Raw genomic sequence first — 24,716 nt, 5'->3', positions numbered from 1 at the left:
TCTATTATTGATTAAAATCCCACCATCAGACCGAAAGAAACAGCTTTCAACATTGGATAATTGTATCCGTCTCCACTGTTGCCCCCACTCAGATCTCTATCTGAACCATAAATATTAGTTACATCCGTATCCTTCGTCCATTTGTACATAGGAGACCAAGTCCAGATATTTTCTGCCGACATGTATAGTTTAAGATTAGATGCCTTTATTTTGGCGGCTACTTTTTGGGGGAGATTGTATCCTACCTGTAGATTGCGTAAACGGATATAGGCTGCATTTTGTAGAAACCTGTCATTTGGAGTATTCAATGCACGTCCTGAACCCTGAGCAATATAACCAACCAAACGAGGTAAGTAGGCATCATAATTGCCCAATTCTTCTCTAAACATATTGGCTTCATGCCATCTTGGATATGAATTGTATGGACGATTGTACTGCCCCCAGAAGCGGGACTCCGGCGCGGGATACCAATCTTGTTTTAAGACTCCTTGGAAAAATGCGGACACAAATATACCATTCCACTCTCCGCCCAGATTGACACCAAATGAGTATCTACTCGTCGAATTTCCGATAATAGTCTTATCACCCGAGTTGTCGGCCTCATTCAATCCTTGGTAGATCACTCCGTCACCATCCAGATCTTTGAATTTAAGATCCCCTGGATAGTTTTTACGGGTGTTGGTATTTGGGATATTTGATTGCGAAGGCGAATTCTTAATTTCTTCTTCCGACCGGAACAAACCTTCTACTTGATACCCCCAGATCTCGCCAAGCTTTTGTCCCACATAATAATCGTTCAAGCGCATGTCGGCATTGTTATACTTGGTAATCTCGGCTTGATAATCCGACAATACCACACGTAAATCATACTTAAAAGGCTTATTTTTCAACTCAAATTGATCTTTCCAGCTTACACTAAGTTCCCATCCCCTCGTCTCTAAATCCGCATAGTTGCCTTTTGGAACCTCTGTTCCGAATATAGCAGGCAGCGTCGGTCCCACCGTAAACATGTCGGTAGTAGCTCGCTTATAGTAGTCCATAGTAACCTGTAAGCGATTGCTGAAAGAGCCAAATTCAAGACCGATATTACTGCTTGCCGATTTTTCCCATGTTAAACCATCCGGCACCACATTGGGCTGCTCGGTCTTCTGCGGTCGTACACCATTTATAATTCTTCCCGACTGCGTAATTTTAAAGTTTTCCATAAAGGTGTAGGGATCGATATTTCCATTGCCTAACCTGCCATACGAGGCTCTCAGTTTCAGATTGGAGATGTATTTCGGATCCACTTTCCAGAATTCCTCTTCTGAAATACGCCAACCTGCTGATGCAGAAGGAAAGAATGCCCACTGTTGATCGGAAGGAAATTTAGAAGAACCATCGTAACGGCCATTTATCTCCAACAGATACCGTTCTTTGAAGTCATAATTGATTCGAAAAAAACCTCCTGCTATCGCCCATTTTCTGTAGCCTCCGGTAGTTACAATACTCTGCCCCAGCGCTAGGTTAATGTCGCTGGCATCGGCATATACGATACCATTGCGCTGAGCCGTCAGATTTTTATATTTCGACTGTTCGTAGTTGTACCCCACCAAGAAAGCTAAATGGTGACTATCTGCAAGAGCGGTCTTATAGTCTGCATAGATATTGGTAGCCATGTATTCGGTAGTTCTCCGTCTCTCCTGTAGATCGTTGGTATTGGTACCTGTATAACCGATCACACCTTCGTAGCGGCTGTATGGCACCTGAACTCTGTTCTGCTGCGATCCAATATCCGTGCTTTGAAAAGTAAAATCAGCTCTAAAATTCAACGATTTATCAAAAAAACTAGCTACAGCTCCTGTCCTATTTTTCAAAAAACGATGATCAGAGCTTATGCCATTCTTGCCAATATAGTGATCCCCTACCGTATAGGCAGATGAAAAGGACAAGGTGCCATCTGGATTTAGCAAAGGTGCCAGCGGGTGACCCTCGTCAGCAATATTGCGCCATACGCCACTCCCCTCGCCGACGTTGATCGGTTGAAAATATTGCATCTTGGAATATTCAGTATTGTTATCGACCTGTAACCAATCAGTCAATTGGATAGAACCCTTAGCGCGTAGGTTATACATATCATACTTGTCTTCGCTGTACCGAAACAGTCCATCCTGCCCGTTGTAGCGTCCACTCAGATAAAACACCGCCTTATCGTTGCCACCGGACAACGAAATATTATGATCCTGTGCGATAAAATTATCCTTATACAATTCCTTATACCAATCCGTACTGTAGAAGTACATATACTCTCCGGTAGTTGGGTTGACATCAACTCGCGGCAACGTGGGATCCTCCCATCGGCGCTTTATCTCCGCGAGATAGGCCTGCGAAAAAGGCAAGGTCTTGTTGATTGCTGTAGGTGTCGTACCACTATCATTCCAGCGGGACCAAGCATCATTAAAACCTTTGGCCCAGGGGTATGAGTCGGTAATATTGTCCGGAACAGTAGTTGGTGACTTGATAGAAAGATTCGTGCTGTAAGTGATTGATGTCTTACCTTCTTTAGCCGATTTAGTTGTAATTAATACCACACCAAAAGCAGCACGTGCTCCATAAATGGAAGCAGATGCAGCATCTTTAAGAACAGATATCGTCTCAATATCATTGGGGTTGAGCATCATGGGATCTCCCTCTACACCATCTATAAGCACCAAAGCATCCCCTTTTTGACCAATAGAGGTAGTACCACGTACATTAAAACCAGGTGATTGATTGGGCTTACCGTCGAGCATCTGAATATTCAAATTAGGCACAACCCCCACGAGCCCCTGCGCTACATTGGTAATCGGTCTATTTTCAAAAACTTCGGATGTCACTTGATCCACGGCACCAGTAAGATTTACCTTCTTCTGCTGACCATACCCCACAACCACAACCTCATCCATATCCTGCACGGACTCCTGCATAGACACCTGCGTCATCTTCCCTCTACTTAGCTTAATCTCTTTGGTCTGAAAACCTAGGATCGAAAACTGGAAAACTGGATCTGCGGCGGTGCTTTGGATCTCAAACTGTCCATTTGCATTGGTAAGTGTACGGTTAGTTTTGCCTTTTTCAGTGATTGTTACATTTTCTATCGGTTGCCCTTTGCTATCGGATACAACCCCCGAATAGGTTTTCTGCTGTAAAGCCACTATTGAAGATGATCCAACAGTAGGTCTTACAGTTTCCGTACCTCTTGTTAGTATAATGTCTTTATCGACAATTTGGTAGTTCAATTGATGCGCAGACAAAATACTCCTTAAAACTTTCTCTAAAGGCTCATTGCTGTAATTTACGTCTATCCTTTTCTTATTGGATAACAAGGACTGTGCGTAGAAGATGTTATAACCGGTCTGCTTTTGCAAATCTTTCAAGACAGATTCCAGCTTGACATTTTTCTTATTCAGTGTGATATGCTGTCCAAAAGTAAACGCATTAACTTGTAGACTTGCAGCCAATAAAAGCGGTATTGCCAACGACAATTTCATAGCTATTGGGATTTTGGTAGTATGCTCCTGCAAAACAACAGAACATCCTACCAGATTTTTTTTGTTAATTTGCATCTGGTTGTTTTTTTATTCGTTAATCTTTCAATCGATAGTCTTTTTATACGACTAAATTTCAGGGGCGGTCGCAACGCTCCTGAATCTTTAGCTATCCATTTTGAAATTATTTCATAACAGATACCCTCCTTTCTTTCAGTTCAAATTGAACACCCCCAGTCAGGGTAATTAGTTTTAATAGTTTATTAATGTCTGCGTAACGGGAGATCGTTCCTGAAAAATAAACCTCCTTAAAATCTCCCTGATAATCGACTTTTACGTCGTACCATCGGGCTATCGTAGCCATCACATCATAAAGATTAACATTGTCGAACGCAAAGGATCCATTTCGCCAAGCAACCGTATAAAATGGATCAATAGGCTTTACAGACACCTCATCTTTGTGCGGATTATAGATTGCTTGCTGATTAGGCTTTAGCAACTGTTGCTGTATATTGTCAAACCGCAATCGTACCGTCCCCTCGACCAAGGTAGTGCGTATCTCAGGGTCATAGCTATTGATATTGAATGCAGTACCCAATACCTCAAGCTCTTGCTGACGGGTCTTTACGATAAATGGAATATACTTTTGACCTATCGCCAGTCTAGCTACCTCAAAAAAGGCCTCGCCCTCCAGCTCCACTACACGTCGCTCCTTCCCAAAATTCAACGGGTATTTTAATTGAGATGAGGAATTGACCCAGATGTAGGTACCATCCGGGAGGCATAGTTTATACTCGCCACCTTTGGGCGTCACAATAGTATTATATATTACGCGGTCGGAAGGGCCGGTGCTAGTCAAGGTGTAAGATAGTTCGCCGTGCCTGTCCTTAGTAACGTTGTAGCCCTCAAGTACGATCGTTGTGTCTACATTAAGTTTATCCAAATCGATGAGTTCTCCATTATCCAATAGTAAATTTCCCTTCGGACTACCCGGCAAAACCACCCCCGAGATATCTGTTGACTCTTCCGTTCTCTTAGATTCAGAATAAAACAATAAGCTAAAACATAGTAGCAATAAGGCTGCTACCGTTCCATACCATAATCTAAAGTTTTTAAAATGCGATACAGGCACGCTGGATTCATTCACGGATCGCATAATACGATCAAACATACGCTCTGAGCGCAAAGAAGATAGTGCCTGTTGGGACTCTTCGTCCTTGAAGGAATCGATCAATTGATCCAACCACTGATCCTCAGCATCCTGGTTTACAAATTTTGTTAATGTATGTAGTTCTTCCTCACTGATATTTCCATCACGAAAGGCTATAAATAAACGGAATAACTGATCTTTTGTCACTGATAATACCTTGCTTTTAATATTATACTAGCTGAAGGGATACCGGGAGGACTATTATATCTTAGATTTTTTTTAAAACTATACGCATAGAGACAGGAAATCCACTGGTTTAGTGGTAAAGCAAAGTTAACATACTATTTATACCAGCAAGAATAAGTACGATAAACTATATAAGGAGAGAAAAGAAAACAAGAATTAAAACAAAAAAAGAAAATAATACTTTTGGAGTTGTAACCTTATTTTTTTCGAAGCAGATATAATCTGATTTTTGATTGTATTTCTCGATGCACCGGTAAAATCAGAAATCTCATCGTAACTAAGACCACTAATCTTATTGAGTGTATACATTTCCTTTTCCTTGACAGATAAATCTTCCATTGCAGACTGCAAGAGATTGCTGAGGTCATTAACCTCTAACTGCTGTTGGGTACAACGACTTGATTCTGTCCAATTTTGTTCGATATAACTGTTATATTTTGCTTGAACAAGTTTTTTACGAAAGATTTGAATCAGTTGGCGTTTGACAATAACAAATAGGTATGGATAAAGCTGCCTGGATTCTTTCATATTTTGACATCCCTTAAAAAGTTGGATAAAGGCTTCTTGTACGACCTCTTCGGCTTCGAAATCGCATTTGACTACCGCATAGGCATAACGGTACAACACCTGATGATAGCTATTGAAAACCTTTCGAAAGACGAATTCGTCTCCAGTTAAGAACTGCTGAAACTCATCATTTGTCAAATCCATATTCAATTGTCGATTCATGCCATTAGGTAACTATTTAAATCAGGTATAAAGTAAGCAATGATCCATCAACATTATATTAATGTACTTTTAAGTAAATGTTAATCTTTAGGACAGATGGAAGGCTTAATAATTGCAAAAACAATATCCTCCTATTTGGTTAACAAGTACCGAGATGATTTGTTTGGTTAGATAGGCCGTACAAAAGAAAAGTATTTTATCTACCTTTGTGATTTGATATATTAAATCATTCGACAGTGTCATTAGAGAAATTAAAGCTTAGTAAACGTCTTCATGCAACCATGAATGATCTGGGATATTTGACAGCAAAGGAATTCCAGTTAAAATCGCTCTCCCGAATTGTCGGTGGACACAGTATCATAGGTATCGCGCCAGAAGGGGCAGGAAAAACAACGACATATGTCCTGGGGGTATTGATGCGCTTAAAATACACACATGATGAGGCTCCTAAAGTGTTAATCCTGGCTCCTAACGAAGAAAAAGTTGCTGAAATAGTTGATCGTTTTCTAACGATCAGTGCCAATAGAAACCTCTATATCATGGGGCTCAAAACAGCCGGAAGTGTAGAAGAAGAGATTGAAGAACTGGTACGCGGCGTAGATATTGTAGTCGCTACTCCAACTCGCGCCCGTGCTATATATCTAAAATTAGGTCTTAATTTAAATCGTATCCAGACTTTTGTCATTGATGATGCCGACGAGATCATCAAGCAAGGAATGCAAAATACAGTAAGAGAACTGGCTCAAAGTTGTGGAAAAGTCCAATATCTGGCGTTTAGCACCGTAGAACATGAGAAGCTGCACCTGATGATTGATGATTTTATGCCTGTCGCAACGCTAATTGAGGTAGACGAACTGGGCGAAAAAACGACGGAAACACATGAACTGATACTATACCAGGTTCCTAACTTTACCACAAAAATAAATCTCCTAAACGCGTTGATGCGCGACGAAGAGGTATTTGATAAAGTAGTGGTATTTGTGAATAGTAGGTTGACAGCACAAAAACTGAGTGAAAGTCTACACGCTAAAAAGGGAGAAGCCACCGTATTACATCCTTTTTTTCATGACGACTCCGGGATTGATGACATCAATGAATTCAAACAAATCCCCGAGTGTAGGATACTGATTGTAGCAAATGAAGGAACAAAAGACATCGATTTAAGTGGGATACCATTTATATTTCATTTTGAAGTACCGGAGAATGGAGATGTTTTTGTCGATCACATTACAAAAAAATCTGACGACGAAGTCATTGCAATCACCTTCGCGACAGATATTGAGCTTCCAGAGGTGAAAAAGATCGAACAGTCTATAGGCAAAAAAATCCCCGTGATGCCTCTGCCGGAAGATCTTGTTATCTATCGTCCGTCCAATAATGCAAAGACCAAAAGCAAGATAGACGAATCTCAAGGCGGAGCTTTTCACGAGAAAAAGGAAAGTAATAGCAAGACCTACAACTACGGAGGCGGAGTAAAAGCCAAAATGACAATGAAAAATAAGAAACGGTAAATCTCAAAATACTGTATAGAATAAAAGCCGTATCACTACGGCTTTTATTCATTTTGCGAAAGGCAATATAACTATTTCCCCATCCTAGTGAGAATAGCTTCCATCTCTGACATCACTTTATTGATCTTTGCGATTGTCAGATCAAAAGGCTCGGATGTATTCATATTTACACCAGCATCTACCAATAAATCAACCGGATATTTAGTGCTACCAGAAGTTAGAAAATCAAGATATCTCTTACGGTCAGCATCGGTACCACGCAACACTTTCTCTGAGAGAGCCGTAGAAGCTGTGAAGGATGTCGCATACTGATATACGTAAAAATTGTAATAAAAGTGCGGAATATAAGACCATTCAGACTTCACGTAATCGTCGACGATACAGATATTCTTATCGTGTCCATAATATTTTCGAGTAAGTTTCAGATACATATTATCGAAGTCCTCGCCGGTCAGCGCTTCTCCCTTAGCGACTTTGTCATGGATCATGGATTCGAATTCAGCAAACTGCGTCTGGCGGAATAATGTACCTTTCGCACCTTCGAGGTAATTACCCAAAATAGCTAAACGCACCTTATCGTCTTTGATCTGTTTAAGCATGTAATCGTTCAATAGCTCCTCATTCAATGTGGAAGCTACCTCCGCAACAAAAATCGAATAATCCGCGTTGGCAAAATGCTGCTTTTTGTTCGTCAGATAACTATGCATGGTATGTCCCAGTTCATGAGTCAGCGTAGACATGTCATTGTACTTGCCGTTATAATTCATGAGAATGTAGGGATGCACATCGTAGGCCGATCCGTTGGAGTAGGCCCCCGATCGCTTACCTTCATTCGGATACATATCGATCCATCTTTCATTGAAAGCCTTTTTAGACACATCAGTATAGGCAGTACCTAAAGGCTTCAACGATTGTAGGATATTGCTGACAGCTTCCTCTACCGTATATTCTAAATCAACTTTGTCCACCAAAGGGGCATAAAGATCATAGTAATGCAAGGTATCCACCCCCATCATGCGTTTGCGAAGATTTAGATAGCGATGGAAGGTTTCTAAATTACCATTTACATTTTTGACGAGATTGTGAAACACAGCTGTCGAAATATTACCATCATCGAGAGCCCGTTCTAAAGTACTTTTGTAGTTTCTGGCTTTTGTTGTAAAGAGGGCCGCATTAATATTGCCATAAAGCTGAGCACCAAAAGTACGCTGAAACTCATTTAACTTACCAAAATAGGCAGCGAATACTTTACTCCGTACCTCACGGTCTTCACTAGCTCTGTACAAGGAAAAATTGGCTGCATTGAGCTTAACGCGTTTTCCTTTTAGGTCAACATCAGGATATGGGAACTCCGCATTCGAAAATGTATTGAATATATTTGCCGCATTGCCCGACATCAACGACGAATAAGCCATTATCTTTTCAACTTCCTCTGAGCCTCTATGTGCCCGTTTGCGAAGTAAATCCTTGATATAAAACTCATAAGTAGAAAGTGCCTTCTCCTGTCCAATAAAAGTTTTTAGCTGCTCTTCCTGTAGGGTTAGTAACTCAGGCTCCATAAACGAGGTCAACGCCCCGAATTCCGCAAATAGTTGTTGTAACTCTTGCTTCATACCTGCGTATTTGGTCACGCGTGTATCTTGATCCGATTTCATTGAAGCATATGAAGACAACCTAACCATGTCTTTAATCAACGCACTATTCAGATCCAATGCTTCCAGAAGTATGCTAGCAGACTGGGTCAATTTACCCTTGTAGGAAGCTACTTGTTGCATTTTCTGTTGTACACGGGCTTTCTCTTCCTTCCATACATCATCTGTAGCATACAGCGGGCTCAAATCCCATTTGTATTTATCAGGAAGTTCATCCCGAACCTTCATTTGGCTGACTGCAACTGTCGTTGAAAATAACATTGCAGCAGTAATCAATTGCGTTTTCTTAAACATAACTTTATCAATGTCTAGTTTGTGCCGCGAATTTACAAAATTTATCTTCCATTAGAATTAAAAACATCTGCACTTGAACCACATACACGGACATATCAAAAGCACTCATAGCACCTCTCTCCTATTTAACCAGAATCACCCCCCAAATTTCTTTGCAAAGTCCAAATAAGCGATTAATGCTTTTTGCAAAAATTCACCATAACCCTCTTTAACTAAAGTTCCATCTTCTTTAAAACAATCCTGTATATTAGCCAGATATACTTCCGGCTGTTGTAAGGTAGGCATATTGAGAAATGTGAGGACTTGTCTTAAGTGGTGATTGGCGCCGAATCCGGAAAGACCACTTATAGATGAAGAGATAACCATAGCCGGCTTGCCATTCCAGACGTTCTTGCCATAAGGGCGCGATCCCACATCTAGTGCATTCTTCAATGCCGCTGGTATAGAGCGATTATGTTCGGGAGTGATAAATATTACCCCGTCCAAAGATTTTACCTGGGACCTAAACGGGGCATAACTATCCGGCTCCCCGTTCACATCATAGTCCTGATTGTAAAGCGGGAGATCGGCGATGCCAATACGTTCAAACTGGTACCCCTCAGGCGTATGCTGACTTAAATAATCTGCGACCATTCCGGTGTACGCATCTCTGCGAATAGATCCGACGACTATACCTATTTTTTTTATTTCCATGACCTTAACCTATTTAAATGTATATCTCTCCTTGTATTAAACTTAAATATAGAACAGTGAGATGTTCCAAATGTTTGGACAGCCCCCCTGAAAATCACTACAACTAAAAAATTATTGTATTCAGGGATATGGCTCCACAAACAAACTATTAATTTTAATCGTTGGTTTTAATATAAAAAAGTATGCAGTTTGTTATAAAGAAAGATATCACAATCGACAAGGAAATAACTATTCAAGAATTTTCAGTTCAAAATTTTCCAAAATCCGTTGATTTCCCATTCCCGGAACGGCATCGAAGTATGGTAACACAGATCAAAACAATAGAAATCTCTGGTGATAGTATATTGTACAGTTCTGTTGAAGCGGTAAATGAATCCAAATAATTTTCAAATGCGGGTCTTTGGTGCTTTGCAGGGACTGGAAATGGAGATCGATGGTTATTCGATAAAATGGAATGTTTTTTTTATTATGATCATGACTACAATGTGATTCAAAAAGCTAACTCAAAAGAATGCACTTCACGGATAGCGAGAAGAAATCAGCCAACATGGAAAAATAAATTTAAGCCTTATATTGCGAAGCATAGAATAACATAAAATAGTAAAAAATAACTAATGGATGAGAAACAACATACTATTCCAACATATCAATCAATTTATTCCACTGACGGAAAATGAATTTACAGAGATCATCGGCTATTTTGAACGAGAAGACATTCCAAAGAAAGGAATTTTAATGCGAGCCGGAGATCGGTTTGTGAATGATTACTTCATCTTGACGGGCTGTGTCCACATGTATTTTGTCGATCACCAAGGGGTTGAACATACGGTTCAATTTGCACTAAAAAACTGGTGGATAGCAGACTATATAGCATTACAAAGAGGGCAACCTACCGACTTCTATATTCAAGCGATAGAAAATTCGGAACTACTAAGTATATCTCTTCCAAATAGAGAAAAGCTTCTGCTCCGCTTTCCAAAAATGGAATCGTATTTCAGGGCAGTATACCAGATTGCCTATGGCTCATACCAGACGAGAATGAAATATATACTGAGTTATTCTAAAGAGGAAATATATCTTAGATTTAGGGATTCCTTTCCTGAATTTGTAAACAGCGTACCACAATACCTTATTGCCAGCTATCTTGGACTTTCAGCCGAATATGTAAGCAAATTAAGACGAAAAAATATTTCTTGAACCTGTTCAACTTTTTCCTCCATTGCAGCGCGTACTTTTGAATACACAAATTACGATATTATATGGCACAACGCTTAAACTACAGCTCATTTTCACCAGAAGCTTACCGTAAACTTTTGGAATTAGATGCATTGGTGGGAAAATCCCAATTAAGCAACCTTCTGGTACACCTTGTCCGACTGCGGGCATCACAGATCAATGGTTGCTTGTTTTGCATTGATATCCATTCCAAACAAGCTATACGAGACAGTGAAAGAGCTTTACGTCTACTCCATTTAAATACCTGGAAAGAATCCACGCTATTCTCTGAACGCGAAAAAGCAGCGCTATTATGGACAGAAGCGCTGACTACGCTTAGTCCTGAAAGCACGAACGACGACGTTTATGAATCGGTTAAATCGCACTTCGACGACATAGAAATCACGCAGCTGACCATGATTATTACAATGATTAACGCGCTTAATCGCTTTGGAGTAGGATTTCGCACGGCACCAGGGTCATTGGATAAGCTTCTAGGGCTAGACAACCTAATCCTATAGAATATTCTTCACTAAAAAAGCTTAGCAAAATCACAACCAACCCACAAAACATACTAATATAATTAGTATGTTTGTTTTATGGAGAGATTAGAAGAAAAGCTACGAATCCTCGCTGATGCAGCAAAATATGATGTCAGCTGCAGCTCATCAGGTTCAAAGAGAAAGAATACAGGCGGTATAGGTGATGCGTCATATTCAGGCATCTGTCACACTTATACCGAAGATGGCCGATGCGTATCCTTATTAAAATTGCTATTGACCAATCACTGTATATATGATTGTGCCTTCTGTGTGAGCAGACGGAGCAATGATGTACAACGTGCTGCATTTACAGTAGAAGAGGTCGTTAGGCTTACAATGAATTTTTATCGTCGTAACTACATAGAAGGCTTGTTTTTAAGTTCTGGCATATTCAAAAGTGCAGACTATACGATGGAGAGACTATTACGCATCGTCAAAAAACTACGTACAGAAGAACGCTACAACGGCTACATACATCTTAAAACCATACCCGGAGCGAGTGAAGAACTCATACAGGAAGCCGGTCTCTATGTAGATCGAATGAGTATCAATTTAGAGCTGCCTACCGATGCAGGGCTCCAACTTATGGCTCCAGAAAAGAATCATGAGTCAGTCAAAAAACCTTTAGCATTTGTCAATGACAAACTGAAACAATACAAAGAAGAAAAAAAACTTATTAAACATACGCCTAATTTCGTCCCGGCAGGACAAAGCACACAGATGGTTATTGGAGCGACAGCAGAAAGTGACTATGAAATCATGCAGGTAGCTGACAACTTTTATAAAAATTATAATTTAAAAAGAGTTTACTACTCTGGATATATCCCCATATCCAACACAAATAACCTCCTCCCTCAAATAGGGACAAAACCTCCGCTCGTACGCGAAAACAGATTATACCAAACAGACTGGCTTATGCGATTCTATGGATTCAAAATCCAGGAGGTACTGAATCCAGATTTTCAGCATCTGGATTTGGAGATTGACCCTAAATTAAGTTGGGCATTACGCAATCCGCAGTTCTTCCCCGTCGATATAAATAAGGCCGATTATTGGATGATCATTCGGATTCCTGGTATAGGAAGGCAGTCCGCCATGAAGATAATCCAAGCCCGAAAGTTCGGAAGACTCCACGAGTACCAAATCAAGAAAATGGGAATAGCTTACAACAGAGCAAAGCACTTTATGGTTTGTGCAGACTCTATCATCCCGTTAGGTTCGATACAAATGGAAAGCGTTCGAAAACATATCTTACAGGGATCCAATCGCCAAAAGACCGTTACGCCTCAACTATCCTTATTCTAAAAATGATTTACAGGTACGACGGCAGCTATGAAGGTCTGCTGACAGCGATTTTTACAGTATTTGAATGTAGAGAGTTTGACGTACAACTACAAGTAGAATATGATTTTCAGGAGTCTCTATTTGAAACAGCTAAAAAGATCCCATCTGATGCAGTAAAGGCTAGACGTGTAAACGATGGCCTAACCAAGTTGCTCACAAAAAATGGAGCTATTGATTTTTGGCGAGCTTTTTTAGCAGAGGACTCTAAAATACATCAAATAATTTTTGAATTGATCATCGCTGTATTCAAAACTAATAGTCCAACGCTTTTGGACAACTACGGAGATGAACGTGTTTTACTATTCCGTCAAACACTTCTCAAAGTGAGCCGTGAGCGTCATCGTATGAAAGCTTTTGTTCGCTTTCATAAAGATTCTAATGGGATGTATGTGGCCATTATAGAGCCAGACTTCAACGTACTGCCATTGATTATTTCCTTTTTTAGGGATAGATATGCTGATCAGCATTGGCTTATCTATGATAATAAGCGCTGCTATGGTATTTATTATGATCTTTACAGTGTCACAGAAGTGACTCTAAGTGTGGAGCAATCAACTGCATTACAAAAATCAACAGGAACGATAACCTTAGATGCAGATGATAACTGTTACACCGTATTATGGCAGAGTTATTTTCAGAGTACGAATATAGAAGCCCGTAAAAACCTAAAGCTGCATCTTCGCCATGTTCCAAAAAGATATTGGAAATATCTTCCGGAGAAAACGAACAAGAGCTAAAAAGTATCAAAATACATTCCTACAAATACGAACTATTTGTATAAGTCTGCTCAAATCTTTGTTTTTTTTGTAGATTCGCTGCTTTATACAAAAAATTAAGAATCTTAATATGAAAAATAAGACTACGAATATTTTGAGAATCGGTATCATTGGATATGGCAATCTTGGAAAAGGGGTAGAAAAAGCGATAAAGCAAAATCCGGACATGGAATTAGTAGCTATCTTTACAAGGAGAGACCCCTCATCGCTTGATTGTAAATCTCCGGTAATACCAATGAATCGCTTGACAGATTACGGTGACCTTGTCGATGTTATGATTCTATGTGGAGGTTCATCTACGGATCTACCTGAACAGGTCCTCGAAGTATCCAAACTGTTCCATACGGTAGATAGTTTTGACACCCATGCCAAAATACCAGAATATTTTGCCAACGTTGATGAATCCGCAAAATCGAGCAACACCTTGAGCTTAATCGCTACAGGTTGGGATCCGGGATTATTTTCCCTGGCCAGACTGATGGGACAATGTGTCCTTCCTGATGGTGAGGATTATACTTTTTGGGGAAAGGGGTTGAGCCAAGGGCACTCAGACGCAGTAAGGCGAGTAGAAGGTGTCAAAAACGGCGTCCAATATACTATTCCAATAGACCGTGCTTTAGCGTTGGTGCGGTCAGGAGAAAACCCTATTCTGTCAACAGCAGAAAAACACAAACGGGTCTGTTATGTCGTAGCAGAAACCGGGGCAGACCACAGTATTATTGAAAACACAATAAAGACCATGCCCAATTATTTCGCTGATTACGAAACAACGGTACATTTTATCAACGAAGAAGAGTTGAGACAAAACCACGGGGCAATGCCTCATGGGGGTATTGTATTTCGATCCGGCGTTTCCGGGAGTGGTGCAAAACAGCGCATTGAATTTAGTTTGGCACTAGAAAGTAATCCAGAGTTTACAGCAAGTGTGCTTGTAGCGTATGCCCGTGCCGTAGGCAAGATGGCCAGACAAGGACAATCCGGAGCTCGTACCGTGTTGGATATCCCACTATCGTACCTCTCGCCCAAATCAGACGAAGAGCTCCGTCGAACTTTATTATAATCATTTCGAGAGGTTAGATTTTTAACAAACACCATGGAGTTTTAAGGACAGCAAAGTAAACGTCACCTCGACCTTGTGGAGAGGTCTATGAACAGTACAGGATTAATATGTAGTTTCTACCTCCCTCCATATCGGTCGGGAGGTGACGGCATAGTCTACCAATCTGCATTGGTCGGATGCAATGCGACGGAGCATTATGAATCTAAGAAAAACGTGTATTGGCTTGTTTATTTCTTACTGATAGTCCCTAGGTCTTAACTATTAAAATGATATTCCGGATGTAATTTAAATGTATTTTGTAGAAAACATGCAATTACTACCGTAGATTAACTACCTTTGCGCCATGAAAAAAATAGCGGACTACAGAAGACTGTTAGATGTAGATAGCAAAGTTGATCTCAGTACATTGAAGTCGCGCTATCGCCAAATTATGAAGGAGTGTCATCCGGATAGATTTGCCAACGATCAGGAAGGCCTTTTAGCAGCAGAAGAAAAAAGCAAAGAAATGATCGAAGCCTATCATTTTTTAGTAAGTATCTGTCCTGAAACCTTAGAAAATCAACGACCTGTTTATCAGCGCACAATAACAGATTCATCTATCTCTGACTTTGATTGGAAGGGTCAAATTTTGACACTTACATTTCTTGATGGAAGTCAATATGAATATTTTAACGTACCAAGGAACGAGTATATCAAGTTGGTAAACGCCGATTCCCCTGCGCGTTTTGCCAAACGACACGTTTATCCAAAGTATTCGTATAGAAACGTACTAAAAACGAGTTAGCCTCCATACCAGAACTCCACTATATTGTATTATTATAAGTAGTGGAGTTTGTTACGAAGAGGTCATCACTAATCTGATGTAACAATTGTATTTATTCGATTAATACTATTTTAAAAGCAATAAAAACCTCCTAAGTTTACTGCTTTTAAAAACTTGATAAATGACCATTCTGACTTTTACCCTCATTCTTTTCCTAGGCACGTTTATAGCTGGTCTTTTAGGTTCATTGACAGGCTTGGGAGGCGGTGTCGTTGTCATTCCTTTGTTAACGCTTTTATTTCATGTAGACATCCGTTATGCAATCGGTGCAGCATTACTAGCCTCGATCGCCACTTCCTCAGGAGCAGCAACGACCTATGTAAAAGAGGGAATTACAAATATAAGATTAGGCATGTTTTTAGAAATAGCGACCACCATCGGTGCTGTGGTCGGTGCTATGATTGCCATCTATATGCCAACCAACACCATTGCAATTATCTTTGGTATTGTACTCATTTTTTCTGCCGTAATGACACTGCGTAAAAAAAATGAATATGCTCATGAAGGAGGTTCCATGCTTGCCGAAAAACTCAAACTTAATAATAGCTATCCAGTAGACAGTCAAAAGATCCCCTATAAACTGACCAATGTGGCCGGCGGCTTTTCGTTGATGGGGATAGCAGGAATTCTTTCGGGTCTTTTAGGCATAGGTTCTGGTTCTTTAAAAGTATTAGCCATGGACAGCATGATGAAAATCCCCTTTAAAGTGAGTACAACCACAAGCAATTTTATGATAGGTGTCACGGCTGCTGCATCAGCTGTAGTCTATTTACAACGCGGGTACATGGAGCCAGGAATTGCTTTTCCAGTCATTCTAGGCGTTCTCTGTGGGGCTATCACAGGGTCAAAGCTGTTGAAAAAGATGAACCCAAGAACATTACGCTTGATATTTGCCATAGCAATTACATTGGTTGCATTCCAGATGATTTTTAACGGCTTACAACATAAATTTTAACTATGAAACAAGTCTTCTCAAAGTATTACTGGAACGATAAGGATATCTCGATCTTAGTAGGACAGATCTTGCGTATTGGTGTTACCTTCGCCTCCGTTACGCTGATCGTAGGTGGTATACTATATTTGATGATACATGGACAGGAACCTATACCAAATTATAAAGAATTTGTAGGAGAATCTACTTCAAATACAACGATAACTGAAATTATCGTTGGTGCATTTCAGTTCAGGATACCTCAGATCATCCAATTCGGTGTACTGCTTCTTATATGCACCCCTATCCTACGAGTGATAGGCTCTCTTTTTGGGTTTGTTATCGAGAAAGACATCATGTACGTTGTTATTACTTTAATTGTTCTAGGTGTTATCATAGCCAGTATATTTAGCGGAGTAAAAGGTTAAAAAATAAAGAAAAAAACTATATAATTTTAAAAAAACACATAATGTCCAAATAAAATATCACGTAATAACACTGACACCAAATAAAAATTAACAATTTTTTAACACTTAATCTAAAATCTACATCTTATCTTTGAGCATTCATAATTTAGGTTAATAATTGGTTAGTTAATAACGCCTGTAGCTCCCCGCTACAGGCGTTTTTTTTGAATTTAGTAGGCTTCCAGATTTTTTTTTACAAGACACACAATATTATTGAACTATAGTCGTTATTATATCAAAAAGAGCAACAATTTTGAAGAGCTACTTTATTAGCGCTTTTTTAGATAAACGCTTTTTGATTGTATCTGCAAAGTTTGGACAATTGGTCTAAGCGAAAAAAGAAACAAAGAAACAGAAAAAAAAGGTACGCATACAAAAGGCCAGAAAGGGTTTAGAGAAGTCTAAACCCTTTCGCATTTCCACAATTACAACAAAATCAAACCATTCAATAGCCATCTGTTTTAAATAAAAAGAATTAACGTCAGCTAAGAAAAGTTTTACTAACTTACATCCAAAATATTTACATTTAAGTATTAAACACAACTTTCTTAAAATGGTAATAATTAACAATTATGAAGAGTACAAGTCCTATGAAGGGAAACAACTGGGCTCTTCCGATTGGCACAAAATCGATCAGGAACAGATCAACAGATTTGCAGATGCCACTTTAGATCATCAATGGATTCATATCGATCAAGAAAAGGCAAAAACAGATAGCCCTTTCAAGTCGACTATAGCACATGGGTATCTTACGCTTTCTTTAATCCCCTACTTATGGAAACAGATTGCAGACGTCAGAAATCTAAAGATGGAAATCAATTATGGTATTGAAAATTTAAAATTTGGACAGGCTGTATTAGTAGATAACGAAGTACAACTGCAAGCAAAAGTTAAATCGATACTTAACCTGAGAGGTACCGTTAAAGCTTCAATCGAAGCAACATTAATCATCAAAGACAATCCGAAACCGGCATATGTTGGCGATGTTGTGTTTCTATATCATTTCGAATAACTAACTTCTATATTCCTGGACAAGTGGGCCGATCACATTTCCACTCGTCCGGGATCTATAATATCCATGGGATCATATAGATCTTAAGATAGTACAGCACCCCTTAACGGGACACCACTTACGAAACTATCTAGTTCCTCACATTTAAAATCATATTCATGCACTTTTTTTAAAACCTGACTTACGATATGCTCGGGAGACTCGACACGCAATATACGATCTTCATCTTCAAGATCTAAACTTACCACTATCGGCATTTTTAAAGTTCTTAACCCCTCTAAAATAATAAGTTTATCAGTCAGCGTTTGAATATTTGTTTTGAAAATACTTACAAAGTTATACATAGCCATTACCGTTATCATACTTCTTTTAAATAGTAGTAAATCAAAAATCATGAATTTATCTGACCTATCTAACCAGTTTCAAGCTCAAACGGACAAAATAAAGGGCGAACCGTAACTACATATGTTATATGATATCCTTTGCTTCCAACCACCGAAGAAAAGTGGACGCTTTTTCTCTACTGACATATACTTTAGCTTCATGCGCCATACAAAGCTCCAAGGACAACTTTCTAGTTAAGGTATAACTGGCATGTCGTAGTGCTTTTCGATTGACCAGATTTTGTCTATTGGCTCGAAAAAAAACATTCCCCAATAGCTTTTCCAGATCATCTAAGCTTTTATTTACCGTATATTCTTTGGCCTCAAAAGTCTTAACAAATACATTCTCATATTCGATGTAACATAAGGCTATCTCTCCTGAAGACAAGGGTATTATACGGTCATGATGATATACGATTAAGGCATTATTATTAGTTTGCATCTGCCCTAGTAAGGCACTGTACACACCTTCTGTCCCGATACGCATAGTGGATACCACCTGGGTTAGTTGCCGTTGTAATCCAAAGTATTTTTGTATTGTTTGTTCAACTGCAGAATTTGATATAGGTTTTACGATATAATCAATTCCGTTTGTTTTAAACGCTTCCAGCAAATAATTATCATAAGCCGTACAGAAAACAATAGGCGCAGTGATATTGATCTCTTGAAAGATCTGAAAACTGAGACCATCCCCCAGTTGTATATCCGAAAAAATCAAATCAATCTTAGGATCGCTTCCAAAGAATACCAATCCTTCTTCAACCGATTGAACATGCTTTACGATTTCTGATTGGGGCAACACTTGCAGTAACGTCTGGGTCAAGTCTTCGGCTGCCAAAATCTCATCTTCTACTATAACTATCCTCATGACAGAATCCTAATACGCACTTCAAAAAAATCATTCGATTCATCAATTTCGACACCTTGTACAAACAAATATTTATACCGTTCTACAAGATTCCGAAGTCCGCTACCATTTGATTCCACTTTTTGATACTGAATATTTTTATTATTACGGACCACAATCCAGCCATCTCTTTCGTCAACGCGTATCCGGACCGGGTTCTGAACGGTAAATGAGTTATGTTTTAATACATTATCTACCAATGGTTGGATAGAGAATATAGGTAATTGCTTCGCTCTTACATCAGTTGAAACATCGACTTGATAATGCAAAGCTTCCCCAAACCGGATTTTCTGCATATTCAAATAATCTTCACAAAGCTTAATTTCCTGATCTATACTTGCCAGCTCACCATCTTTAACAGAAGCAATAGTAATTCGCAAGAAATCAGAAAGTTGCAGCAGATAATTTTGCGCCATGCCGGGATCCTTTACAATCAGTGTTTTTAAAGTCGCCAACGCATTAAATAAGAAATGAGGCTGTATCTGTTGCCGCATCATTAGGTTTATAGCCTCTTCTCTAGAACGCTCTAAACGAGAACGTTCCAGCTTATGATGTACTTTTGCATGCTCAGACATCAAGAAATAAAGCCACAGTAGAACAACAACATTTAACAAGCTACCTTGCACACTAATAAATGTAAAACTACGTAACGGACTCTGAACTAAAATACCGCGCAACCGATCATCAGCAATATCAAAAAAGAGTTCTACACCATGAAAAAGCCAGATGATCCCAATTGCACTACCAAAACTTATCACCTTGACATATAGGGGGGACTTGACGGGGTCTTCTACCTTAAAATAGATATGAATACAGATATTATCTAACGCAACAATTAAGATAACTAAAAACGTAATGAAAATTTGAATAACACTACGCGTACTCATAAAACCTCCCGTAAAAGAGGCCAAAGCTATCAGTAAAGTTGCTGTCAGCGCAAAGACAAAACTTTGCTTTATCCACAAGCCAAAGGGGTAATCCATGTGCTTACATCTCATCATTAGTCTATTGAGTTCAATTAGTGATTCACGAAAGTACAGATTTTATCATAAAATCACGTAAAATCAGGATACATTGAGAAGTATCCCTAACCCCCAATTGTTGACCACAAAATAACGTAGCACAAGTAATCTATCTTACATAAAACCGAAAATTAAATGACCTAATTCTGCTGTATAACCTGGTTATTGTAACAAAACCAGTACAATACAGGAAAACTGATCTCTCACATACTAAAGACTACAAAATAACGTTATACCTGTAATTTCATAATTTAGGTTAATAATTGGTTAGTTAGAAACGCCTGTTGCTCCCCGCTCCAGGCGTTTTTCTTACCCTCATATATTACCCACATTGTATTTTACCCGTTCGTATTTCTTAAATCGCCTAGCTGTGGTACATTTTTCAAGTCAAATGGTGTCTCTTGATAGACATAATAATTCAACCAGTTGTTAAAAAGCAGATTTGCATGACTTACCCATCTTACCTTAGGTGGTAATGTAGGATCATCATCTGTATAATAATTTGATGGGATATCAATAGCTAATCCCTTATCACGATCACGTACATACTCCTCGTGTAGGTTATACGGAGCATATTCGGAATGTCCTGTCAAATAGAATTCTCGTCCTCCTCTAGAAGCTGCGATAGCTACCCCTGCATCATCAGATATTGACAACACCTCCACATCCTTACTTTTCTCCATATCCGACTGCGAAATAGTTGTATGTCTACTATGCGGGATAAAAAACTCATCATCAAAACCTCTAAACAGCGGGTTTGTTTTATCAAGAGCCGTATGCTGAAAAACACCGAATAGCTTTTTATCTAAAGGTTGCTTTTCAACGCCATAAAAATGATAGAGCGCTGCTTGAGAAGCCCAACAAATATACAATGTTGAAGTAACATGAGTTTTAGCCCAATCAAAAATACGTGTCACCTCCTCCCAATAAGTCACCTCTTCAAAAGGAAGCATCTCCACGGGAGCACCCGTAATAATCATTCCATCATAAAAATCATCAGAAACATCAGAAAAACCTTTGTAAAACATCTCTAGATGTTCAGCAGACGTATTTTTAGAAGTATGAGACTCCAAGCGTAAAAAATCAACTTCTATCTGCAAGGGATTGTTGGACAATAATCGGACAAAATCAGTTTCCGTGGAGATCTTAAGAGGCATAAGATTAAGAATAAGCAACCGCAACGGACGAATATCCTGCTCACTGGCACGGAGATCACTCATTACAAATATACTTTCGCTTTTTAAAAGTTCTATAGCGGGCAGGTTATCGGGTATCTTGACAGGCATACTAATTTACACTTATTTCACCTTAAATTCAGCAGTAAAAGTACCAAAAATACCCAGGAATTAAAAATCCACGACCAAGTAAATTAATCCCGTCCAAGGAAAATCTATTGCATTGTACAAATAGCTAAGACAGTTGCAGAAAGAAAAAAACAATCGTAAATTGCCTACTTTAATCCTGTTAACAAAGAAAACAGCAAAAGATAACCATTCTATGTCTAAAAAATTAACAACAACAATCGCAACAGCACTATTACTCTGCCTGACAGTTACACTGAGCTATGGGCAAGAAAGCAATAATGGCAAAAAACTATGGGCAAAATCCATTATCAACGAAAAAGCTCCTACATTAGAAGTTGAACAATGGCTTTCAGAGACTCCCGACACAAAAGGAAAATTTGTACTCATAGACTTTTGGGCTACTTGGTGTGGTCCCTGTCGAAGAGTTATTCCAGAACTTAATGAATGGCAAAAAAAATACAGTGATAAATTAATCATTATCGGAATATCCGATGAAACAGCCACCAAAGTTCAAAATGCAAAGAATATAAAAATAGATTACTACAATGCAATAGACACACAGGCCAGACTTAAAAAAGAACTTGAAGTCAAAGGAATACCACATTGTATTCTAATTGATCCAGAAGGTATTGTTCGCTGGGAAGGGTTCCCTACTCTTACAGACCATGAGCTTACTACCGCAGTCTTAGAGGACATTATGAAAAAGTATGACAAGAAATAATAAAAGGGGCATTCTGAAAAGCCCCTTTTATTTTAAATCAATTGGCGGAGAGCAATTTCATACGCTTTTGAAGATATATGTGTTCGCTCTTTTGAAATATCACGAATATTCTTCAGAGCATCCTGAATCACTCTTGACACATCAGAAAAGAGTGCATCATCATTTATTTCAATACCAGTCTGCATTAGGTAAGCAAACACTCTTGCCATCCCACAGTTGGCAATAAAATCAGGAATAACAGCCACATGCTGATCTGCATACTCCATTACAGGACCATAAAAGATCTCCTTGTCAGCAAATGGGACGTTGGCGCCACTTGCGATAACCTCCAAGCCGTTATCGACCAACTGTTGCACATGACTCTTCGAGACAAGACGGGAAGCCGCTGCAGGAACAAATATCTCGGCCCCTGCGCGCCAGACTTCTTCCTGCAATTTATCAAAAGGAATCATGTCCGGAGAAACAAGCTCATTACCATTACGATTCAGCAACAGTTGCGTGATTTCCTCCTCTCCAAACCCCTCCTTATTGATCAATCCACCGGCACGATCGATAATTCCCACGATGCGAACGCCCATCTTTGAAAGATAAAAAGCAGCAGCCGCGGCAACATTGCCCCAGCCCTGTATGATGGCTCTTCTGCCTTTACACCCGGTGTCATAAAGGTCATAAAAATGCCGTATCGATTCGGCGACACCAAAACCGGTAATCATATCCGCAACTTTGTACTTACGCTTCAAGTCAGGACTATAAAAAGTATCCTCCAACACTTTCGAGACACCATACCGTAACTGGCCTATCTGACGAATACGATCGCTTTCCCGAACGTTGAAATGCCCATTCAACACTCCCTCTTGTGGATGCCATAGTCCGTACTCTTCGGTTAAAGGGATCACATCATGAATCTCATCTACATTGAGATCTCCGCCCGTGCCGTAATAGTTTTTAAGCAAAGGAGTAACAACTTTAAACCATCGAGCTAACACCTCATTCTTTCTAGGATCCTTAGGATCAAAGTTTATTCCCGACTTGGCCCCACCTATCGCTGGTCCTGATACCGTAAATTTAACTTCCATGGTCTTCGCCAAAGACTCTACCTCATTGCGATCCAAGCCAGCACGCATGCGTGTACCTCCACCAGCAGCACCACCGCGCAAGGAGTTGATAACGACCCATCCCTCAGCTTCTGTCTCTCTATCTTTCCACTCAAAAACAATCTCGGGCCTTTTATATTCAAACTCCTTAAGTAATTCTTTCATAAATCAATAATCTCTAAAATCAACTATCTTTGTTCTACAAATTTCCCCTTCTTTCTTGCTCACGCTCTATAGCCTCAAACAAAGCTTTGAAGTTACCTGCACCAAAACTCTGTGCACCTTTACGCTGGATAATTTCAAAAAATAAGGTCGGACGATCTTCAACAGGTTTCGTAAAGATCTGAAGAAGGTACCCCTCTTCGTCCCGGTCTACCAAGATTCCCAAATCCTGAATGATTTTTACTTCTTCATCAATCGCACCGACCCGCTCCGGCAACATATCATAATATGCTTCAGGAGGAGCCCCCAAAAACTCTACCCCACGCGCTTTCAATGCTTTTACTGTAGAGACGATATCATTGGTTGCTAAAGCTGCATGTTGCACCCCTTCACCTTCGTAAAAATCAAGATATTCCTCAATCTGTGACTTCTTTTTGCCTTCTGCCGGTTCGTTGATTGGAAATTTCACATAACCGTTGCCGTTGCTCATCACCTTACTCATCAAAGCCGAATACTCCGTATTAATCTGTTTATCGTCAAATGATAAAATATTCACAAACCCCATCACATTCTGATACCAATCGACAGTCTCATTCATTTTGTTCCAATCCACGTTTCCAACGCAGTGATCAATGTAAAGAAGACCTGTCTCCTCCGGGTTATAGTCACTTACCCAAGCTTCGTAGCCCGGCATAAATGCGCCTTTGTAGTTCTTACGTTCTACAAACATGTGGACCGTCTCTCCATAGGTGTAAATTCCAGCCGTCCAAACCTCGCCATGCTCGTCTTGAGCGCAGATAGGCTCTTGGTACACTTTTGCGCCCCGCTTGGTTGTCTCTTCAAAAGATCTACGTGCATCATCCACCCAAAGGGCCAGTATCTTCACGCCGTCACCATGCTTTTTCACATGTTCTGAAATAGGATGTTCAGAACGCAGTGCTGTAGTTAGTACCAATCTTATTTTATTCTGCTTCAATACATAAGAAGCTCTGTCTTTAACTCCCGTTTCCGGACCTGCATAGGCCTCAGATTGGAAACCAAAAGCAGTTTTATAATAGTGTGCAGCCTGCTTCGCATTACCGACATAAAATTCAATATAATCGGTACCATTAATAGGAAGAAAATCCTGCGCCTTCGCAATTTTCTCCGCAAAAGTTTGTGTCATGATAATA

Annotated in this window: 23 protein-coding genes; 12 read left to right on the top strand and 11 right to left on the bottom strand. The window is 39.6% G+C overall.

Annotation, left to right across the window (positions count from 1 at the left end):
• Positions 1-11: 11 nt before the first annotated feature.
• From G7B20_RS02180 to G7B20_RS02170, 3 genes are all read right to left on the bottom strand, one after another.
• The gene (locus G7B20_RS02180) at positions 12-3,584 is read right to left on the bottom strand and encodes a TonB-dependent receptor (protein WP_205600158.1); all 3,573 of its coding nucleotides are present in this window, start codon (positions 3,582-3,584) and stop codon (positions 12-14) included.
• Positions 3,585-3,690: 106 nt separating this feature from the next.
• Positions 3,691-4,863, bottom strand: a complete 1,173-nt coding sequence (locus G7B20_RS02175) for a FecR family protein (RefSeq protein WP_164108386.1) — start codon at positions 4,861-4,863, stop codon at positions 3,691-3,693.
• Between the two features lie 195 nt (positions 4,864-5,058).
• Complete coding sequence (locus G7B20_RS02170) at positions 5,059-5,631, bottom strand: RNA polymerase sigma factor (protein WP_164108385.1); 573 nt, start codon at positions 5,629-5,631, stop codon at positions 5,059-5,061.
• A gap of 236 nt (positions 5,632-5,867) precedes the next feature.
• On the opposite strand from G7B20_RS02170, the gene G7B20_RS02165 reads away from it, so the two are divergent.
• Positions 5,868-7,142: a DEAD/DEAH box helicase gene (locus G7B20_RS02165; RefSeq protein WP_240452761.1), complete on the top strand. Its 1,275-nt coding sequence runs from the start codon at positions 5,868-5,870 to the stop codon at positions 7,140-7,142.
• Positions 7,143-7,213: 71 nt separating this feature from the next.
• Here the strand turns inward: G7B20_RS02165 and pepF are convergent, their stop codons facing one another.
• Positions 7,214-9,088 (bottom strand): oligoendopeptidase F, encoded by a 1,875-nt coding sequence (gene pepF, locus G7B20_RS02160; protein ID WP_164108384.1) that lies wholly within the window; start codon positions 9,086-9,088, stop codon positions 7,214-7,216.
• A 135-nt stretch (positions 9,089-9,223) separates the two neighbouring features.
• Positions 9,224-9,781, bottom strand: a complete 558-nt coding sequence (locus G7B20_RS02155) for an NADPH-dependent FMN reductase (RefSeq protein WP_164108383.1) — start codon at positions 9,779-9,781, stop codon at positions 9,224-9,226.
• Positions 9,782-9,963: 182 nt separating this feature from the next.
• Between G7B20_RS02155 and G7B20_RS02150 the strand changes: the two genes are divergently transcribed.
• The 10 genes from G7B20_RS02150 to G7B20_RS02105 all read left to right on the top strand — a co-directional run bounded on the left by G7B20_RS02150 (position 9,964) and on the right by G7B20_RS02105 (position 17,951).
• Positions 9,964-10,164 (top strand): hypothetical protein, encoded by a 201-nt coding sequence (locus tag G7B20_RS02150; protein ID WP_164108382.1) that lies wholly within the window; start codon positions 9,964-9,966, stop codon positions 10,162-10,164.
• A 235-nt stretch (positions 10,165-10,399) separates the two neighbouring features.
• Positions 10,400-10,978 carry a Crp/Fnr family transcriptional regulator gene (locus G7B20_RS02145; protein ID WP_164108381.1) on the top strand — a complete coding sequence of 193 codons (579 nt, stop codon included), beginning with the start codon at positions 10,400-10,402 and terminating at the stop codon, positions 10,976-10,978.
• A 62-nt stretch (positions 10,979-11,040) separates the two neighbouring features.
• Positions 11,041-11,517 carry a carboxymuconolactone decarboxylase family protein gene (locus tag G7B20_RS02140; RefSeq protein WP_164108380.1) on the top strand — a complete coding sequence of 159 codons (477 nt, stop codon included), beginning with the start codon at positions 11,041-11,043 and terminating at the stop codon, positions 11,515-11,517.
• A 78-nt stretch (positions 11,518-11,595) separates the two neighbouring features.
• On the top strand, positions 11,596-12,843 hold the full coding sequence (locus G7B20_RS02135; RefSeq protein WP_164108379.1) for a putative DNA modification/repair radical SAM protein: 1,248 nt from the start codon (positions 11,596-11,598) through the stop codon (positions 12,841-12,843).
• Positions 12,844-12,845: 2 nt separating this feature from the next.
• Complete coding sequence (locus G7B20_RS02130; protein WP_164108378.1) at positions 12,846-13,619, top strand: TIGR03915 family putative DNA repair protein; 774 nt, start codon at positions 12,846-12,848, stop codon at positions 13,617-13,619.
• Between the two features lie 109 nt (positions 13,620-13,728).
• Positions 13,729-14,718, top strand: a complete 990-nt coding sequence (locus tag G7B20_RS02125) for a diaminopimelate dehydrogenase (RefSeq protein ID WP_164108377.1) — start codon at positions 13,729-13,731, stop codon at positions 14,716-14,718.
• Positions 14,719-15,061: 343 nt separating this feature from the next.
• On the top strand, positions 15,062-15,502 hold the full coding sequence (locus G7B20_RS02120) for a KTSC domain-containing protein (protein WP_164108376.1): 441 nt from the start codon (positions 15,062-15,064) through the stop codon (positions 15,500-15,502).
• Between the two features lie 160 nt (positions 15,503-15,662).
• A complete protein-coding gene (locus tag G7B20_RS02115) occupies positions 15,663-16,496 on the top strand; it encodes a sulfite exporter TauE/SafE family protein (RefSeq protein ID WP_164108375.1) in 834 nt (277 codons plus the stop codon).
• 2 nt (positions 16,497-16,498) lie between these two features.
• Entirely contained in the window at positions 16,499-16,900 is a 402-nt protein-coding gene (locus G7B20_RS02110) for a DUF1634 domain-containing protein (RefSeq protein ID WP_164108374.1), read from the top strand.
• A 592-nt stretch (positions 16,901-17,492) separates the two neighbouring features.
• On the top strand, positions 17,493-17,951 hold the full coding sequence (locus tag G7B20_RS02105; RefSeq protein ID WP_164108373.1) for a MaoC family dehydratase: 459 nt from the start codon (positions 17,493-17,495) through the stop codon (positions 17,949-17,951).
• A gap of 83 nt (positions 17,952-18,034) precedes the next feature.
• Here the strand turns inward: G7B20_RS02105 and G7B20_RS02100 are convergent, their stop codons facing one another.
• The 4 genes from G7B20_RS02100 to metA all read right to left on the bottom strand — a co-directional run bounded on the left by G7B20_RS02100 (position 18,035) and on the right by metA (position 21,549).
• Positions 18,035-18,295, bottom strand: coding sequence for a hypothetical protein (locus G7B20_RS02100; RefSeq protein WP_164108372.1), 261 nt, complete (start codon positions 18,293-18,295; stop codon positions 18,035-18,037).
• 124 nt (positions 18,296-18,419) lie between these two features.
• Positions 18,420-19,202, bottom strand: a complete 783-nt coding sequence (locus tag G7B20_RS02095; RefSeq protein ID WP_164108371.1) for a LytR/AlgR family response regulator transcription factor — start codon at positions 19,200-19,202, stop codon at positions 18,420-18,422.
• A complete protein-coding gene (locus G7B20_RS02090; protein WP_164108370.1) occupies positions 19,199-20,242 on the bottom strand; it encodes a sensor histidine kinase in 1,044 nt (347 codons plus the stop codon). The genes G7B20_RS02095 and G7B20_RS02090 overlap by 4 nt, the downstream gene beginning before the upstream one ends.
• A gap of 359 nt (positions 20,243-20,601) precedes the next feature.
• Positions 20,602-21,549: a homoserine O-succinyltransferase gene (gene metA, locus G7B20_RS02085; RefSeq protein ID WP_164108369.1), complete on the bottom strand. Its 948-nt coding sequence runs from the start codon at positions 21,547-21,549 to the stop codon at positions 20,602-20,604.
• Between the two features lie 133 nt (positions 21,550-21,682).
• Between metA and G7B20_RS02080 the strand changes: the two genes are divergently transcribed.
• On the top strand, positions 21,683-22,288 hold the full coding sequence (locus G7B20_RS02080) for a thioredoxin-like domain-containing protein (protein WP_240452762.1): 606 nt from the start codon (positions 21,683-21,685) through the stop codon (positions 22,286-22,288).
• A gap of 32 nt (positions 22,289-22,320) precedes the next feature.
• Here the strand turns inward: G7B20_RS02080 and G7B20_RS02075 are convergent, their stop codons facing one another.
• Together G7B20_RS02075 and hppD are read right to left on the bottom strand one after the other, a co-directional pair.
• The gene (locus tag G7B20_RS02075; RefSeq protein WP_164108368.1) at positions 22,321-23,547 is read right to left on the bottom strand and encodes a Glu/Leu/Phe/Val dehydrogenase dimerization domain-containing protein; all 1,227 of its coding nucleotides are present in this window, start codon (positions 23,545-23,547) and stop codon (positions 22,321-22,323) included.
• 34 nt (positions 23,548-23,581) lie between these two features.
• Positions 23,582-24,709: a 4-hydroxyphenylpyruvate dioxygenase gene (gene hppD, locus G7B20_RS02070; RefSeq protein WP_205600159.1), complete on the bottom strand. Its 1,128-nt coding sequence runs from the start codon at positions 24,707-24,709 to the stop codon at positions 23,582-23,584.
• Positions 24,710-24,716: the final 7 nt, after the last annotated feature.

This window comes from Sphingobacterium sp. xlx-96, assembly GCF_011007365.1.
In the GTDB taxonomy this organism is placed as follows: Bacteria; Bacteroidota; Bacteroidia; order Sphingobacteriales; family Sphingobacteriaceae; genus Sphingobacterium; species Sphingobacterium luzhongxinii.
This window is presented reverse-complemented; position numbering and strand designations above follow the sequence as displayed.